Genomic DNA, 17,502 nt, shown 5'->3' with positions numbered 1-17,502 from the left:
CTAAATCAGATATTCGCTTTTACGAAACCGGGCATTTTGCACTGGAAACACATGGTTACGTGATTATTTCCGTTATCCGTGCGTTTTGGGATAAGCATATCAAGTGATGATAAAAGCGTTAAAAAGGGGCCCGAAGGCCCCGATACTCTTGGTTGGAAACTTATTCCACCGTGACCGATTTGGCCAGGTTACGCGGCTGGTCCACATCCGTGCCTTTGATAATGGCCACGTAGTAGCTTAAAAGCTGTAGTGGTATGGTATAAACAATAGGGGCGATCACGCTGTCCACATGCGGCAGGTTAATCACCCGCATGGTGGCGTCGCTCTCAAAGCGCGCATCTTTGTCGGCAAATACATACATAATGCCGCCGCGGGCACGCACTTCTTCCACATTAGATTTGAGCTTTTCCAGCAGTTCGTTATTGGGTGCCACTACTATGACCGGCATTTCATCATCGATTAGGGCCAGCGGGCCATGCTTTAACTCACCTGACGCATAGGCTTCTGCGTGAATATAAGAGATTTCTTTTAATTTAAGGGCACCTTCCATCGCAATGGGGTATTGATCGCCACGACCCAGGAACAGACTGTGATTTTTGTCGGCAAACTCTTCTGCCAGTTTTTCGATATTGCCGGTCAATGCCAAGGTTTCTTCCAACTTGGCAGGCAAGCTATGCAGGGCGCTAACAATTTTGTGCTGATCCTTCTCTGCCATGCCGTTAAACTGGCCCAGTGCCAGAGTCAGCATCAGCAGACCGGTTAATTGTGTGGTAAAAGCCTTGGTGGAAGCCACGCCAATTTCCGCGCCGGCCAGTGTCATAAAGGCCAGGTCGGATTCACGTACGAGTGATGAGCCAGGCACGTTACAGATGGTCAGGCTGGCCATATAACCCAGTTCTTTACCAAGACGCAGTGCAGCCAGGGTATCCGCTGTCTCACCTGACTGGGAAATGGTCACCAGCAGGCTGTTGGGATGCACAAAAGATTTGCGATAGCGGAACTCAGAGGCAATCTCGACGTTACAGGATACATTGGCGTATTGTTCCAACCAGTAACGGGCTGTCATACCCGAGTGGTAGCTGGTGCCGCAGGCAATAATCTGCACGTGTTTAACTTTTGCCAATAGATCCGGCGCCAGGGCACCGAAGATTTGTGGGTCAACGCCGCTTTGGGTCAGACGATCCTGTAGTGTGTTGCGCACCACGGTGGGCTGCTCATGGATTTCCTTAAGCATGTAGTGACGGTAGCCACCTTTGTCACCGGCATCATGTTCAATTTCTGAGTCATGCACGGGGCGCAGCACTTCTTTGCCGTCTTTATCAAAAATATGCACTTCGGTACGGCTGATACGAGCCACATCTCCTTCTTCGAGGAAGATAAAACGGCGGGTTACCGGCAGCAGCGCAAGCTGGTCAGAGGCAATAAAGTTTTCATCAATACCCAGACCTATTACCAAGGGGCTGCCTGAACGGGCCACCACCATGCTATCTGGGTTTTGCTGGTCGATAACCACAGTACCGTAGGCGCCGTGAAATTTCTTCACTGCGCGCTGCACTGCCGTCAGCAGGTTGTCGGTGCTTTTAAGTTCCAGCTCTACCTGATGCGCAATGGTTTCGGTATCGGTATCAGAACTGAAGTGGAAACCTTCGGCACGTAATTGTTCACGTAAGCTTTGATAGTTCTCGATAATTCCGTTGTGTACAACGGCAACGCGAGCGGTGGAAAAGTGTGGGTGCGCATTGGCTTCGGTAACACCACCGTGGGTGGCCCAGCGGGTATGGGCAATACCTGTGCTGCCTTTAATGGGATTGTCTGATAGTGCATCTGCCAATTCCTGAACCTTGCCAGTACGGCGCACACGCTGTAACTGTCCCTGGGCGTCCAGTACCGCGACACCAGCCGAGTCATAGCCGCGGTATTCCAGTCGCTTTAAGCCTTCCAGCAGTATGCTGACAACGTTGCGCTCGGCAATGGCTCCTACTATTCCACACATAGTCTTTCTCCGTTTATTCGCTGGCGGCGCAAATCACCGTTACGCCTTTATGTTCTATCTGTCGTTTGGCCTCTGTCGGTATCTGATCATCGGTTACCAGAACAGAGATCAGCGACCAGGGCAGCTCAAGATTTGGGATTTTGCGTTGTAACTTTTCTGACTCCGCCAGCACAATGACTTGCTGTGCGACCTCCGCCATTACCTTGGACAACTGCGTCAATTCATTAAAGGTGGTGGTGCCTTTTTCAAGGTCCAGTCCGGCTGCGCCCAAAAATGCCTGATCAAAGTTATAAGCTCTGAGCATCTGTTCAGCCATTTGACCCTGAAAGGAATGGGATTGGGTATCCCAGGTACCGCCGGTCATTAAGACGGTGGGTTCGTTCTCAAGCTCCAGCAGGCTGGTGGCCACATGCAGCGCATTGGTCATCACTACCAGGCCGCGCTTTTGGTTCAGCTCAGGAATCAGTGCCGAGGTGGTACTGCCGCTATCGATAATGATGCGATTATGATCACGAATGAGCTGACTGGCCGCTTTGGCAATAGATAGCTTTCGAATCGAAAGTTCTTCTTCCAGTTCGTGAGTATCCTGAGGTAACAGCATGGCACCGCCATATTTGCGTACCAACAGACCATTCCGTTCAAGCTCGGTAAGGTCCTTGCGGATAGTCACTTCAGAGGTACTGAAAGCTTTGGTTAGCGCTTCTACTGTCACTTCGCCCTGAGACATCAGGCGATCAACAATAGCGCGGCGACGTAGCTGAGTGTTTCGTTTATACATCAAATCGAAATTAAAAGTTTCACAACGAAACTTATGATAGGTGATTATTTATTCGATGCAAGTAAAAAATATTGTAACGAAGCGCATTCACCTCTACGCGATGTAAAGCATGGCGCACACCTGGTTAACTCATCCGCAGATGACAGGCAATAAAAAGCCCGGCGTAAAGCCGGGCCTACTCGTGTGCTAAGATTCGCGTAGTTTATTTTTTTACCGGGCGTTTCCAGCCAGTAATATTGCGTTGTTTGGCGCGGGCGACGGCCAGTTGCTCATCTGGTACTTCTTGCGTGATGATAGAGCCCGCCCCTACGGTGGCGTTAACGCCAATCACGGCGGGAGCAACCAGTGCACTGTTGGAACCGATAAAGGCACCGTCTTTAATGACGGTCTTGAATTTATTTACGCCGTCATAGTTACAAGTAATAGTGCCAGCGCCAATGTTGACACCTTCGCCCACCTCGCTGTCACCCAGGTAAGTCAAATGGTTGGCCTTCGAGCCTTTACCTAAGGTGGATTTTTTCATCTCAACAAAGTTGCCGACTTTGGCTTTCTCATGCAGCACCGCACCGGGGCGTAATCTGGCATAGGGGCCCACCTGACAATTTACGCCAACTTTAGCCTGCTCCACGATACTGTTGGCTTCGATAACTGAGTTGTCACCAATTTCGCAGTCAATCAGTATGCAGTTAGCGCCAATCTGTACATTGTTGCCAATCCGTACCTTGCCCTGCACGATAACATTGACGTCAATGCTGACATCCTGTCCACAGCTTAGCTCGCCACGCAGGTCAAAACGTGCAGGATCCAGCAGACTCACCCCGTCCATCATTAAGCGCTCAGCCTGCTCTGCCTGATAGGCGCGCTCTATCGCTGCCAGTTGCTTGCGATTATTGATACCTTCCACTTCGGTGGCGGTTTGCGGATGCGCAGCACGAATTTGTTTACCTTCCGCGGCGGCCATGGCAATTACGTCAGTTAAATAAAACTCGCCCTGGGCGTTGTCATTGTTCAGGTTTGCCAGCCAGCGTTTCAAGTCGGCACCTTTCATGATCATCATGCCGGTATTAATTTCGCGGATTTGGCGCTGTGCCTCGCTGGCATCTTTATGTTCGACTATGGCCACAACTTGGTCACCGTTACGGATAATCCGTCCCATGCCAGTGGGGTCATCCAGTTCTACTGTCAGTAACGCCAGATCACAGTCCTGCTTTACATCGAGTAACTGGCGCAAGGTTTGTGTTTTGATCAATGGCGCGTCACCGACCAGAATCAAGACATCCTCTTCGTCTTTCAGGGCTGGAACCGCTTGCTGAACGGCATGTCCAGTGCCTAATTGTTCGGCTTGCAAACACCAGGTGAGCTGGTTGTGGGCCAGCGCTTGCTGGAGCTGTTCACCGCCATGGCCGTATACCAGATGAATGTTCTGGGCGCCCAGGCCATTTACCGTATCGATAATATGCTGAACCAGGGGTTTGCCCGCGATAGGGTGCAATACCTTGGGTAACGAGGATTTCATGCGGGTTCCCTTGCCCGCTGCGAGAATAACCACAGAAAATGCCATGTTGTTTCCTTTTAGATCCTGTTTGGCAGCTATTCTAACCAAGGTAGAGATTTGTGCCAGTCGCGACGCTCATAAAGCTGAACCATAAGCGGAAAATGCACTTTAATGGAAGGATTGCAATGAAGCTTATTTCTTGGCTGGTTTGACTCATCTTACTTAACGCCCATTGGATGCAGCCAAATTCCCCACGGGTTACCAGGTGGTCAGTCAGGTTGAAGATAAGGATCAGGCATTATCGAGTGAGAACCCCTACCAGTCTGCCAGCCTTTGCTGGCTTTGCTCATGCTGCAGCAACCAGGCTTTGCGCTCCAGCCCTCCGGCGTAACCCGTTAGATTACCGTTACTGCCAATTATTCTATGGCAAGGCACAACAATAGACAGTGGATTTTTGCCATTCGCCGCACCTACTGCCCTGACTGCGGCAGGATTGCCAATCTTTCTGGCGATATCCAGATAACTGCCGGTTTGGCCAAAAGGGATACTAACTAGCGCATGCCAAACCTGTTGCTGGAAGGCTGTACCTCTTGCGGCCAACGGCAGATCGAAGTCCTGCCTGCGCCCATCAAAATATTCAGCCAACTGCTCAGCAGCCTTTTTCAATATGGGGGTGTCTGTTTCGGCTTGGGTCTGTGCATCCACAAAGGTGATTGCCTGAAGGCCTTGTTCTACAGCGCATAATTCCATCAGGCCAATGGGGCTTGGCATATACAAATAGTGGTTGTTCACGCCTGGCTCCAGAGTTGAAAAGTCAGATAACTGCGCCACGGGGCAACACAGTCAGCATCCACGGGTTGCTGTTGCAGTTGCTTTTTGATCACCAGGTCCGTGTCCAGCCAGACATCCGGGTTAGAGTACCCCCTGAGCTTCATATAGTTAACCGTCCAAGGGCCAATACCTTTGAGTGCCAGCAGTTCATCGGGCTCTGTTGGTTCACCAAAGGCAGCCCAGTACTCGGCAAAACGGCGCAAGGTATCACGCCTGCTGGCCGGCATTTTTAAAAATGACAAATCGGCATGAGCAATGACCTCAGGGGCTGGAAAGTACCTGCCTTTTTCGCCTTGTTCACCTAGTTGGGTTACCAACAAGCTAACCTGGCCGATGGCGGCCTTTACCGACACCTGTTGACCAAGTATGGCGCGGCAGCCTGCTTCAAAGGGAGACCAAACGCCGGGTAAACGTAAACCTTGCACGTGCTGCTCCGCAGATATGCCAGCCTGGCGCAAGCGTTCGCCAATCAGGCCAGAATCGGCATCCACATCCAAAACACGGCGTATATGGGCTATTACGCCGGTAAACTGACTAAGATCATCCAGCTCCAGACTGACATTAAAGCAGTGCTTGTCTGCCTGATATTCAGCGCAAAAGTAACCCTTGGCGCCTGCATGGCGAAACACCCGCGCATAGCTGTTGTCTGTTACCCATTCCATATCGGTAATGGCTCTAAGTGCCAGAAAATCGCGTAACATTGGCCAGTGGTAAGGAGGGCGAAAACTGAGTTGCACTTGCATTTTTTGTCCTGGTACAGCGTGGTTACGGATTTCCCCCGGGCTTAACTGCAGATGCTGGCGAAAGTTATCTTGCAATCGACGGGCAGACTGAAAGCCACAGGCTAAAGCGACCTGCTCTACATTAAGATTAGTTTGATGCAGCAGTTGTTTGGCTTGCAGCAGTTGCTTAAATAACTGATAGCGCTTGGGTGCCATACCTACACGCTCCTGGAACAATTTGCGTAGATAGCGATCCGTCATCCCTAACTTGTCGGCTATCTGTCCCAGGCTTAACTCAGGGTGTTCACTGAGTAAGCGCAGGGCCCTTTCTACACTGGTATCTACCCCTTTCCAGGCCCAGGACTGGGGAGAGCTATCTGGCCGGCAGCGCAGACAAGGCCGATAACCCGCTTGCATGGCTTGTTCGGCTAGTGGGTAATACTCTACATTTTGTTCTTTTGGCGCCACGGCCGGACAAATGGGCCGGCAGAAAATACCGGTAGTTTTCACTGCAACAAAAAAACGCCCATCAAAGCGTCTGTCGCGAGACAGTCTGGCTTGTTGATATTGCAGTGGGTTCATGATCGGCATCCTGATTGGCTTGGCGCAATTGTAACGAGTCTGTGAGAAAAGATGCGATGAAAACGGAACTCAAGCCAAAATTGTTATTCAGATGATAGAATGGCCGACAGAATCATCGGATAGTTGTAACAATCAGGTTAGCCTGGTTCGCGATCAAGACAGAATAAGCAGAATGAAGCATCTTTTGTGGCTGGTGTTATTGTGCGCCACCAGTCTGACCACTAACGCTCAGGACAATTGGCTGGGTGCCTTTGCAGATGAAGTGAAAACCGCTGCGCGGCATAAAGCCATTCCTGGCTATGCCTTTCTGGTGGTATCAACCGGACAGCCGGACCAGATCTTTGTCCAGGGAAAAACCGAGAAGAATGGTAAGCAGAAGGTTGATCAAGACACCGTTTTCAGACTGGCCTCGGTATCTAAAACCTTTACCTCAGTATTAGCGGCCAAGCTGGTGGAACAAGGCAAGCTAAGTTGGGATCAACCCGTATCCAGGCTAGCCCCGGATTATCCATTTAAGCCCGAATTAGCCAATAAAATGACCTTAGGGCATATTCTCAGCCAATCCAGCGGCTATATGCCGAACGCTTACGATAACCTTATTGAAGCGGATTATCCGGTTAAGCGGGTACTGAATGAATTAGCCGGGCTCAAACCCATCTGCGCACCGGGTAATTGCTACACCTACCAGAATGCTTTGTTCGCCGTGGTTGAAGAAGGGCTGAACAACAGTCTGCAGCAAAATTATGCTCAGCTTCTACAAGAAAATCTGTTAATGCCCCTTGGTATGTCGCGCTCAGGTGTTGGGCGCCAGGCTCTGATGCGCGATGACAACTGGGCTAAACCCCATGTACTGCTGGCTAAAAATCGCTGGCACAAGGTTAATGTCAGCGAAGACTATTACCGTTTTGCGCCTGCCGCAGGGGTAAATGCCAGCATTCGCGATATGGGGCAATGGGCAAAACTGATGCTGGGCCAATACCCACATTTGTTATCCAGTCATGCCATAGATCAACTGGTGACCCCCAAAGTACGCACCAGTAAGGAACTGCATCGCCGACATTGGCGAGAGCATTTAAAAGAAGCCCATTATGGTTTGGGGTGGCGAGTTTATGAGTTTGATGGTGAGCTGTTAGTGCATCATGGTGGCTGGGTAAAAGGTTATCGGGCCGATATCGGTTTTTCGCCCAAATATAAAACTGCCATGGTGTTTTTAATGAATGCCGAGTCCAATTTGATGAATGAGATCACCGTGAATTTCTGGGCAGATTTCTTTGAACAGATGAAAATCAGGGCGCAGGCTGCGCCCTGAGAGGACGTTACTTACTGGTCTTCAGGTAAGTGTAGCCATGCAGACAGTCTTCATAGAAGTCTGTCCATTTCACCCCTTCACGAGGTTTGATGTTGCCGGCGGCGACATGTTTGTCGATGATGCGTTTTACATCCTGGGCCATGGCCGAAGGATTGTATTGCATAATCGACAGCACATTGCTGACCGATGAACCTGTGACGACTTCTTCGATGTAGAAGTCTTCCGGATCGTCATCATCACTGAAGATATGTACTTCATTTAAGCGGCCAAACAGGTTGTGCATATCACCCATAACGTCCTGGTAAGCTCCGGTCAGGAACAAACCAATAAAGTAATCTTCACCCGGCTTAAGCGGATGGATAGGCAATACATCGGCAACGCCGTTTTCACCGACAAACTGGTCAATTTTACCATCGCTGTCACAGGTAATATCCACCAGTGAACAGTTGACTGTGGGTTTCTCATTCATGCGGGTCAGCGGCACTACGGGCAGCACCTGGTCGATAGCCCAGGTATCGGCAGCCGACTGAAACACCGAGAAGTTACACAGGTACTGGGACGATAAATCGTACTTCAGCTCTTGTAGCTCTTCTGGTACAAACTCCACTTCCTTGATCTTTCTGTGCAGATAGGTCATTAACTGCCAGTAGAAGGTCTCGATCTTGGCCAGCTCAGACAGTGAAATCACCCGCAGTTTGAAGGCATCAATGGCTTGCTCTTTCCATTGCGAGGCATCGTTGAAGATTTCCTGCAGATTGTCACCATCTTCTTCCAGTGAGTTCACCAGATCGCGCATATTGCGCACAAATACGTGCTCATCTTGCTCTTCTGAGGTATCAAACTGTACTGTGCTGTTTTTGATCTCGCCTACAATCTGGGCCACCACGCAGCTATGGTGCGCGGTAATAGCACGGCCACTTTCGCTGACCAGATTAGGGTGTGGTACCCCTTCCAAATCGCACACTTCCTTCATGCCGTACACTACGTCGGCAACATATTCCTGCATGCTGTAGTTGCGCGAAGAGTCGCTGGTAGATTGTGTACCGTCATAATCAATACCCAGGCCACCGCCCACGTCAACAAACTCCAGGTCTACACCCATTTTGCGTAGCTCTGCATAAATCCGGCCGCCTTCTGCCACGGCATCTTTTACCGAGCGGATATCCACTAACTGGGAGCCGATATGGAAATGCAGCAGCTTAAGCGTATGCGCCAAACCCTGCTGTTCAAGATACCGGGCAGCATTAATAATTTCTGCGATGGTCAGGCCGAACTTGGCACGGTCGCCCCCCGAGCTTTCCCACTTGCCGCGACCTTTCACTGTCATCTTGGAGCGCAGACCGATAATAGGATCGATCTCCAGTTCTTTGGCAATGCGTACCAAAGACAGCAGCTCTGAGTATTTTTCAACCACGACAATGATCTTACGACCCAATTTACGTCCGAGCAGCGCCAGGCGCATAAATTCTTCGTCTTTGTAACCATTCAGAATGGTCAGGGCCGCTTCATTGGTGTTGAAGGCCAGTACGGTCAACAGCTCGGCTTTAGAGCCTGCTTCCAGGCCATAGTCAAATGGTGCGCCGGCATCGACGATCTCTTCAACCACTTCACGCATCTGGTTAACTTTAACCGGATACACACCCATGTACTTGCCTTGGTATTCGGCTTCTTCAATCTGGTTGCGGAAGGTTTGGTTTAACTCCGCAACCTGAGAGCGAAGAATGTCGTGGAAGCGCACCACCACAGGGAATTGAATTCCCTCTTGCTTCATTTCTTCAATTACGCTTTTGAAATCTATGCGAACCTGGGGGTTACCCGGAACCGGCGTAATATGCAGGTTGCCGTTTTCGCCAATTTCAAAATACCCGCCGCCCCAACGCTTTACACGATAGAGACGCTCTGCATCGTCAATAGTCCAATCTGCCAAGGTATTGTCTCCCTTTGGTCGATAAGAAAAACAGGGTGAAACCTTTCAAGGCTCCATGCGAGTGCGCCTGATTATTTAAGGCGCAAGGTGTCAGATGCTGAACTGATTCCGTACCACTTATGCGTATTTCTGGCGCTTGCAGCCCTAGGCTTGCCCGCAGCGGAAGAAAATCTCTGTAGTCTAACGGCGCTTATTATAAATGGGCTTTATGACAGAACCCCAGAATTTTTATGCGCAGACAAAGAAAATTGCAGCAGATATCAGGATACCGACAGCTTGCCGTGAATCTGTTACGGCAGCCTTTGCTTTTTTTACCGGCAATGCCATCATAGCAGACCCTATGAATAGTTATGAGACTGTCTGTGAAGAAGCTGAAATATGCGGTGGGATTTCTGGTGCTGTTGCTGACCGCTTGCGGAAAAAACGGCGCGCTGTATCTACCCGACCAGGCTCAGGATAATAAAGATCCCGAGGCCCAAAGCAGCTCCCAATCAAGCAGCAAACCACAAGAGCAAAAATAGATGGATTTCTTTTCCTATCAGGATCAGCGTCTGCATGCTGAGAATGTCGCCGTTGCTGATATTGTCGCCCAGTACGGTACACCTTGTTATATCTATTCCCGCGCTACTATTGAGCGCCATTGGCATGCCTTTGATGCCGCGGTCGGTAATCACCCGCACCTGATCTGCTATGCGGTAAAGGCCAATTCCAACATTGGCATACTGAATTTGCTGGCTCGCTTAGGCTCGGGCTTTGACATCGTTTCCGGTGGTGAATTAACACGCGTTCTGGAAGCCGGTGGTGACCCAGGTAAAGTGGTGTTTTCCGGGGTGAGTAAAACCGAGCAGGAAATTGCCTACGCCCTTAATCAGGGGATTAAATGCTTCAACGTTGAGTCACCTTCCGAGCTGTCACGTATTAATAAGGTAGCCGGAGAGCTAGGTAAAAAAGCACCTATTTCACTGCGGGTTAATCCGGATGTAGATGCGAAAACTCATCCCTATATCTCTACAGGCTTAAAAGCCAATAAGTTTGGTATTGAGCGTGAGCAAGCGGTGGCGGTGTACCGTGAAGCGGCGGCCATGGACAATATTAAAATTGTCGGGATGGATTGCCATATTGGTTCTCAGTTAACCGATATCGCCCCCTTTGTGGATGCGCTGGACCGGCTTTTGGAACTGGTGGATGAACTGTCGTCCATCGGTATTGAAATTGAACACCTGGATGTAGGTGGCGGTTTAGGTGTGACCTACAAGGATGAAACACCGCCGAATCCGGATGCTTATGTCCAGGCTATTGTTAGTCGTATGCAAGACAGGCCCAACCTACCGCTTATCTTTGAACCTGGCCGCGCCATCATGGCCAATGCCGGTATCCTGGTGAGTAAGGTAGAGTTCCTGAAAACGGGGGCACAGAAGAACTTTGCCCTGGTTGATGCCGGCATGAATGACCTGCTCAGACCTGCGCTATATTCCGCCTGGATGGACATCGTCGAGGTGGACAGATCACAAGATCGCACTAAAGCCCTGTATGATGTTGTTGGTCCGGTCTGTGAGACCGGCGATTTTCTTGGCAAGGACAGAGAGTTAGGGCTTGTTGAAGGTGACCTGATTGCCGTGCGTAGCGCCGGTGCGTATGGATTCGCCATGGCGTCCAACTACAACAGTCGCTGCCGTCCGGCAGAGGTTTTGGTGGATGGTGAGCAAATGCACCTAATCCGAGAGCGAGAAAAGCTCGCAGACCTCTATAAAGGCGAGTATAAACTTCCGTAATACAAGGCAATTGGACAAAGCTGTGGTGCCGATGCAGATTCACTTTTCAAAAATGCATGGTCTGGGTAATGACTTTATGGTCATCGATAACGTGACCCAGAACGTGTATTTTACCAAGGACAGGATTCAACAACTGGCGGATCGAAATTTCGGTATCGGCTTTGACCAACTGTTGATGGTTGAGCCGCCCTATGACCCGGATCAGGATTTCCATTATCGCATTTTTAATGCGGATGGTTCCGAAGTGTCGCAGTGCGGTAACGGCGCACGTTGCTTCGCGCGTTTTGTGAAGTTAAAGGGCCTGACCAATCGCAACAAAATTGTGGTGGGCACTCGTGCCGGTCGTATGGTGCTTTACCTGGAAAAAGACGGCCAGGTGACGGTGAATATGGGCAAACCGCAATTTGAGCCTGCCCAAGTTCCTTTGAAAGCCAATAAAGAAGAAGCCACCTACATTATTCGTGCCGAAGATCACACGGTGTTCTGCGGGGCCGTTTCCATGGGTAATCCTCATTGTGTGATTGAAGTGCCTGATATTGACACGGCACCAGTTGAAACCTTAGGCCCTTTGCTGGTACAACATGAAAGATTTCCTGAAGGAGCCAATATTGGCTTCATGCAAATTCTTTCACCCAATCACATTAAATTACGCGTATACGAACGCGGTAGCGGCGAAACCCTGGCCTGCGGAAGTGGTGCGTGTGCGGCTGTGGTGATAGGTCAGTTGTGGGGGAAATTGGAAAGCGAAGTGCGGGTAGATTTACCCGGCGGTACCTTGAATATCCGTTGGCAAGGACGGGACAAGGTAGTCAAAATGACCGGTCCGGCGGACCATGTGTTTGATGGAACCATCAGTTTATGAGTGATATGTCGAGACAGGAAAAACGTGCGGATGCGTTGCTAAGCGACAACGAGAATCTGACCTCCGAACAGGTCAGAGATTATTTGTTAGCAAACCCCGACTTTTTCCTGTTTTATCCGACAGTGCTGGATACATTACGCATCCCTCATCAGCAAAAGGGTGCCGTTTCTCTGGTTGAGCGTCAATCAGAACAGCTGCGCTTGAAGGTTCGCCAACTGCAACATCAAATTAATGAACTGATGTCTGTCGCTAAGCAAAATGAGCGGATCTATCGGATCTATGCTGATCTGAATCTGCGTTTGTTTAGCTGCAAGAGCCTGTTTGAGGTACGTTCCACCCTGGAACAAGTGTTGTTGCATCAACTTGAACTGCATGCATTGTCTTTGAAACTCTTTGGTTTTGACGACGACCTACCGGAAACCAGCAAGCGTCTGTTGCTGGATAAGCGTTTTAATCACGGCATTTACTATCTGGGGCGGCTAAGTCAGCAGGAACAGGCGTTGTTGTTCGGCGAAAAGCGCATTGAATCAGTCGCCATGATGCTGATTGGTGAACGTGGTGAGATGGGCCTGCTAGCTATTGGCAGTGATGAAGGGCACCACTTTCACCCCGGCATGGATACCTTGTTGATCACGCAGTTGCAGAAGTTTTTGACCCTGGTTGTGCCGCAGTTGGCGGAGTATTAACCCATGCTCAAACCAGCCCTTGAACAGCGGCTGGATACGTTTCTGGCCCATTTGCGCTATGAGCGAAATCTGTCCCCCAAAACCCTGGAAAATTACAGTCGCCAGCTGCAGCAGGTGGCAGAAATCCTGCCTATTGACGACTGGTCACAGCTGCAAACCGGGCATATCCGCAACGTATTAAACAAAGCCCGTGTACAGCGTCTGAGCGCCAGTTCTATTGCCTTGCGTTTATCGGCCTTGCGCACCTTCTGTCAGTATCTCGTGCATATGCGGGTGCTGACACTTAATCCTGCCAGTGGCGTTCAGGCGCCAAAACGTGGCAAGCCGTTGCCTAAGCAGCTGCATGTGGACGAAATGGCTAGTTTGCTCGACTTTGAACCAGGTGATGACCTTCTGGCGATTCGTGATAAAGCCATGTTAGAGCTGACCTATGGCTGCGGGTTGCGTCTGGCCGAACTCACAGGTTTGAATCTGTTGGACGTCCGTGAACGCGAGCTGCGGGTGTTGGGTAAAGGTAGTAAGCAACGCCAGTTGCCAATTGGAAGGCAAGCCAAACAAAGTCTGGATGCCTGGCTGAAAGTTCGTGGCCAGTTAGCACCGCCTGATGAAACGGCGTTGTTTGTCAGCATGCAACGTCAGCGTATTACGTCACGGCAAATTGCCAAACGAATGCGGTTATGGGCGCAGCGCCAGGGTATGGCACAGCCTGTTCACCCGCATAAACTGCGTCACTCCTTTGCGACCCATCTGCTTGAGTCCAGCGGCGACCTGCGCGGTGTACAGGAGCTATTGGGTCATGCCAATTTGTCTACTACCCAGGTTTATACGCATCTCGACTTTCAGCATCTGGCTCAGGTATATGACGGAGCCCACCCAAGAGCAAAGAAGAACAAATGATTTTTTACCGTCCCTTTCAGCGTCCATTGGCATTGACCTTTGATCTGGATGACACCCTCTACGACAACAGACCTATATTGCAAAAAGCTGAACAAGGTATGCTGGACTTTTTGCATCTGCATTATGCAGCTACGCGGGCAACTGATCTGGCCTTTTGGCGGACTATTAAATGGCAGGCTCTGGCAGAGCAGCCCGAGTTGCATAACGATATGGGAGAACTGCGGCGGGTGGAGCTGCGTCGCGGGCTGATGCAATGTGGCTATACTGGTAGCGAACTTGAACAGGCCATAGTCGCCACCTTTGACGATTTTTATAACAAGCGTAGCCAGTTCAACGTAGATAAGAATATATGTTCTTTGCTTGCCGCCTTAGCGACCAAATTACCCTTGGTGGCGATTACCAACGGCAATGTGGATTTAACTAAGATAGGCATCGCCAACTATTTCCAATTCAGCTTGCACGCCAGCCTCACACAACCTATGAAACCCCAGGGTGCAATGTTTGAACTGGCGGCAAGACGGCTTGGTTTAGCGCCCCAAGATATCCTGCATATAGGTGATAACCTCTACAATGATGTGCTTGGCGCGTTGCAAGCCGGATACCAATCTGCCTGGTATGCGGCTAACCGCACCATGCGGCTTACACAAGAACCTGTCTTGTTATTGCCGCATGTGCAGTTGCAGGATCTAAACGAGTTACTGCAATTGCTCTAGGCGACTTCTTCGCTTTGTTCAAAACCGCTGTAATAGGCGACAAACAATACCCTTTCCAATGCCACTTTGAGCGCCTGATTAATCGGCAGATCCCGCTTGCCCAGTTCGTAGTCCAGGCTTCTGACCCTGTCCTTGCCTGCGGCAATGCTGGGGGCTGGTTCGCTAAGCATAGTGATAAGCGCTTGTTGATAAGGATGTTCCTTGTCTTCCTTGATGGTTTTGCACACGGACAAACGCATCCCGGCTTGCTTATTTCTCACTGCGGCAGCACCAAACATGCGGCAAATGGCCGGGCGATGCTGATATACCCCACACTGCCCCTGTGTTGCATCCAGTGAGTGGCGAACATAATGAAAGCAGTTAAAGCCGGAATAGGCCGCAAGTTCGTCCAGCATTTGTTCCGCTTTGCCCTGGTCGTATATTTCCAGGGCCAACGGCAACATTTCCAGGGCCGTGGCATCAATCTCCGGATTATTGCAGCAAGCACCGCAGCCTGGCCGACAGGTCAGCCCTGAGTTTCGTTGATAAGTGCCAAAGGTATGATCGAGTTCGCCATACACAGCCTCAACAAGACGCGATAGATCCCGCAGTCTTTGCATATAGACTCCGCAAAAAAATGACAGTAACAATCAAAAAAGGTGGGCAGTTTGACCTGGCAGACAACACACTGAAGGTGTCGCCGTAAAACGCCAACGACAGATTCTATGCGGGCGGCTGATAGGTCGACAAGAGGGGCTGAAAAAAATATTTTTCAGCCCGGTATGCCGGTAGTGTTCAGGCTAAATCTAACTTAGTACCGAAAGGTAGTTTGGTTAACGGGCCTTTTAAAAATTTACGCAAGGCATTAGCCACCGCAGGTGCCGCAGGAGGCAGGCCTGGTTCGCCGACCCCTGTAGGGGCCTGGTCGGAAGCCAGGATATGGACTTCCACGTCTGGCATGTGCTGAATGCGCATGGGTAGATAGTCATAGAAGTTATTCTGCTCCACTGCCCCCTCTTTAACCGTGATGGCCTCACCCATGGCGGCACCCAGTCCATAACCTATGCCGCCTTCCATCTGGGCTTTAATCACATCCGGGGTAATGGCTATACCACAATCCACAGCGCAGACTATTTTATTGACCTTGTAGGTGCCATCCTGATGCATAGTCACTAAAGCCACCTGGGCGACAAAACTATTGAAAGACTCGTGTACCGCCAGGCCCATGGCCTGATTGTCTGGCAAGGCTTTCCCCCATCCAGCCTTTTCGGCGGCTAGCTTTAACACACCGGCGTGTCGCGGGTGGTTGGCCAGTAAGGCAAGGCGCAGCGTCAGCGGGTCTTGTCCTCCCAGTCTTGCCACTTCATCCATAAATACCTCGGTAACGTAAGCATTATGGCTGTGGCCTACCGAACGCCACCATAAAGTAGGAATGCCACTTTTATGCTCGTGGGCGTCAACTTTCAGATTGGCAATGGCGTAAGGCAAGGTCGAGCCGCCTTCGACCATTGTCGGGTCGATGGGTCCTCGCACCATACCCTCAAATGGTGTGCCACGCATAATGGACTGGCTGACCACTCGCTGATGCCAGGCCACTGGTTTTCCCTCCGCATCTAATGCGGCGTGGAATTGATGCAGGGCCATGGGGCGGTAATAGCCAGCTTTCATATCATCTTCACGGCTCCATTGCAGGCTGACGGGGGCGCTGCCATTAATGGCCTTGGCAATCATACAGGCTTCTGCCACATAATCCGCATTGGGGCTGGCACGTCGACCAAAACTGCCGCCCGCCAGCTGGGTATGAATTTGCAACTGCTCAGGTGGTAGACCGACAATCTGTGCGGCCACCATTTTATCTACGGTCGGCATTTGTGAGCCAGTCCAGATCTGGCACTGGTTGTCGACAAGCTCCACTACACAATTCAGAGGTTCCATGGTGGCGTGGGCCAAAAAAGGTAATTCAAAGGTCAGGGATAGTTTGTTATTGCTGTTGGCTAATGCCTTATCTGCATCGCCGTCCTCGCGCACCACATGACCGGGCTTAGCCAGCAGTGCCCGGTATTCATCCCATAAGGTTGAGGAGCTGCGTGTTTCCGCCTGGCTCTCATCCCACTGGGCTATCAGTGCATTGCGTCCTTGCAGAGCGCTCCAGTGGCTGGTGGCCAGCACCGCAATACCTCGCTCAATACGCACCACAGCTTTTACACCCGGTACTTTTTTGGCCGCGCTGTCATCCACCGTTTTCAGCACTGCACCAAATTTGGGGGCATGCAGTACCACAGCGTGCAACATGCCAGGTCGGCGCACATCAATAGTGTATATGGCCTTTCCTGTGGTTTTCTCCGGGCTGTCGATGCGCGGAATATGCTGACCAATAATACGGAACTGATCCGGGGTTTTCAGCACGGGCTCGGCAGGAATGGGCTGGGTACCAGCCAGCTCGGCCAGTTCACCATAACTGAGCTGCTTACCTGAGGCATTAATGACTTTGCCAGCTTGGGTGCGCAGTGACGCGGCGTCCTCGCCCCACACTTTGGCCGCTGCATCAACCAACATGGCGCGTGCTGCAGCACCGGCTTGACGAAGCTGCATCCAGGAGTTGGCAACCGACGTGGATCCGCCTGTGCCCTGGAATTTGCCAAAGAACAGATTGTTATAGCGCTCGGCATCGGCCGGTGCAAATTCCCAGCGCATTTGCTGCCAATCCGCATCCAATTCTTCCGCTACAATGGCGGTGAGACCGGTAGTCACACCCTGACCTTTATCCAGGTGTTTAATGATCACTGTGACCAGATTGTCTTTACTGATGCGAACAAAATTGCCCAGGCTTTGATGCTTATTCTGGTCAGCAGCATTGGCAAAACCAACCGGTCCTATGGCAAAACCTACGCCCGCCAGACTGGTGACCTTAAGAAACTGACGGCGGTCCATCGATGTTGAGTTGAGAGACTTCATC

At 50.9% G+C, this 17,502-nt stretch carries 15 protein-coding genes; 7 read left to right on the top strand and 8 right to left on the bottom strand.

Annotated elements, in window-relative coordinates:
• Positions 1-160: 160 nt before the first annotated feature.
• The 5 genes from glmS to J0A65_RS16720 form a co-directional block, all read right to left on the bottom strand.
• Entirely contained in the window at positions 161-1,993 is a 1,833-nt protein-coding gene (glmS, locus tag J0A65_RS16740; protein WP_206595465.1) for a glutamine--fructose-6-phosphate transaminase (isomerizing), read from the bottom strand.
• A 13-nt stretch (positions 1,994-2,006) separates the two neighbouring features.
• A complete protein-coding gene (locus tag J0A65_RS16735; protein WP_206595464.1) occupies positions 2,007-2,771 on the bottom strand; it encodes a DeoR/GlpR family DNA-binding transcription regulator in 765 nt (254 codons plus the stop codon).
• A gap of 202 nt (positions 2,772-2,973) precedes the next feature.
• Positions 2,974-4,332 (bottom strand): bifunctional UDP-N-acetylglucosamine diphosphorylase/glucosamine-1-phosphate N-acetyltransferase GlmU, encoded by a 1,359-nt coding sequence (gene glmU, locus J0A65_RS16730; protein ID WP_206595463.1) that lies wholly within the window; start codon positions 4,330-4,332, stop codon positions 2,974-2,976.
• Positions 4,333-4,581: 249 nt separating this feature from the next.
• Complete coding sequence (locus J0A65_RS16725; RefSeq protein ID WP_206595492.1) at positions 4,582-5,037, bottom strand: methylated-DNA--[protein]-cysteine S-methyltransferase; 456 nt, start codon at positions 5,035-5,037, stop codon at positions 4,582-4,584.
• A gap of 17 nt (positions 5,038-5,054) precedes the next feature.
• Positions 5,055-6,404: a DNA-3-methyladenine glycosylase 2 family protein gene (locus tag J0A65_RS16720; RefSeq protein ID WP_416135315.1), complete on the bottom strand. Its 1,350-nt coding sequence runs from the start codon at positions 6,402-6,404 to the stop codon at positions 5,055-5,057.
• Positions 6,405-6,573: 169 nt separating this feature from the next.
• On the opposite strand from J0A65_RS16720, the gene J0A65_RS16715 reads away from it, so the two are divergent.
• Positions 6,574-7,710 (top strand): serine hydrolase domain-containing protein, encoded by a 1,137-nt coding sequence (locus J0A65_RS16715; protein ID WP_206595461.1) that lies wholly within the window; start codon positions 6,574-6,576, stop codon positions 7,708-7,710.
• 7 nt (positions 7,711-7,717) lie between these two features.
• On the opposite strand, the gene speA is transcribed toward J0A65_RS16715, so the two are convergent.
• Positions 7,718-9,637, bottom strand: a complete 1,920-nt coding sequence (gene speA / locus J0A65_RS16710) for a biosynthetic arginine decarboxylase (RefSeq protein ID WP_206595460.1) — start codon at positions 9,635-9,637, stop codon at positions 7,718-7,720.
• A gap of 362 nt (positions 9,638-9,999) precedes the next feature.
• Between speA and lptM the strand changes: the two genes are divergently transcribed.
• Genes lptM through J0A65_RS16680 form a run of 6 tightly spaced genes read left to right on the top strand, consistent with a single transcriptional unit; the run spans position 10,000 to position 14,567 of the window.
• Positions 10,000-10,158 (top strand): LPS translocon maturation chaperone LptM, encoded by a 159-nt coding sequence (lptM, locus tag J0A65_RS16705; RefSeq protein ID WP_206595459.1) that lies wholly within the window; start codon positions 10,000-10,002, stop codon positions 10,156-10,158.
• Entirely contained in the window at positions 10,159-11,409 is a 1,251-nt protein-coding gene (lysA, locus tag J0A65_RS16700) for a diaminopimelate decarboxylase (protein ID WP_206595458.1), read from the top strand. It begins immediately after the preceding gene.
• A gap of 31 nt (positions 11,410-11,440) precedes the next feature.
• Positions 11,441-12,271, top strand: a complete 831-nt coding sequence (dapF, locus tag J0A65_RS16695; protein ID WP_206595457.1) for a diaminopimelate epimerase — start codon at positions 11,441-11,443, stop codon at positions 12,269-12,271.
• A complete protein-coding gene (locus J0A65_RS16690; RefSeq protein WP_206595456.1) occupies positions 12,268-12,957 on the top strand; it encodes a DUF484 family protein in 690 nt (229 codons plus the stop codon). The genes dapF and J0A65_RS16690 overlap by 4 nt, the downstream gene beginning before the upstream one ends.
• Positions 12,958-12,960: 3 nt before the next feature.
• A complete protein-coding gene (gene xerC / locus J0A65_RS16685; protein WP_206595455.1) occupies positions 12,961-13,854 on the top strand; it encodes a tyrosine recombinase XerC in 894 nt (297 codons plus the stop codon).
• Positions 13,851-14,567, top strand: a complete 717-nt coding sequence (locus J0A65_RS16680; RefSeq protein WP_206595454.1) for an HAD-IA family hydrolase — start codon at positions 13,851-13,853, stop codon at positions 14,565-14,567. Before xerC ends, J0A65_RS16680 begins: the two co-directional genes overlap by 4 nt.
• Here J0A65_RS16680 and J0A65_RS16675 read toward each other — a convergent pair.
• Entirely contained in the window at positions 14,564-15,166 is a 603-nt protein-coding gene (locus J0A65_RS16675; RefSeq protein ID WP_206595453.1) for a YkgJ family cysteine cluster protein, read from the bottom strand. The genes J0A65_RS16680 and J0A65_RS16675 overlap by 4 nt on opposite strands.
• Before the next feature lie 175 nt (positions 15,167-15,341).
• Positions 15,342-17,501, bottom strand: coding sequence for a xanthine dehydrogenase family protein molybdopterin-binding subunit (locus tag J0A65_RS16670; RefSeq protein ID WP_206595452.1), 2,160 nt, complete (start codon positions 17,499-17,501; stop codon positions 15,342-15,344).
• Between the last annotated feature and the right edge of the window lies 1 nt (position 17,502).

The sequence above is a fragment of the Bowmanella yangjiangensis genome (genome assembly GCF_017255015.1).
Lineage (GTDB): Bacteria > Pseudomonadota > Gammaproteobacteria > Enterobacterales > Alteromonadaceae > Bowmanella > Bowmanella yangjiangensis.
Note: the sequence above shows the minus strand (reverse complement) of the source record. Positions and strands in the feature narration are given on the sequence as shown.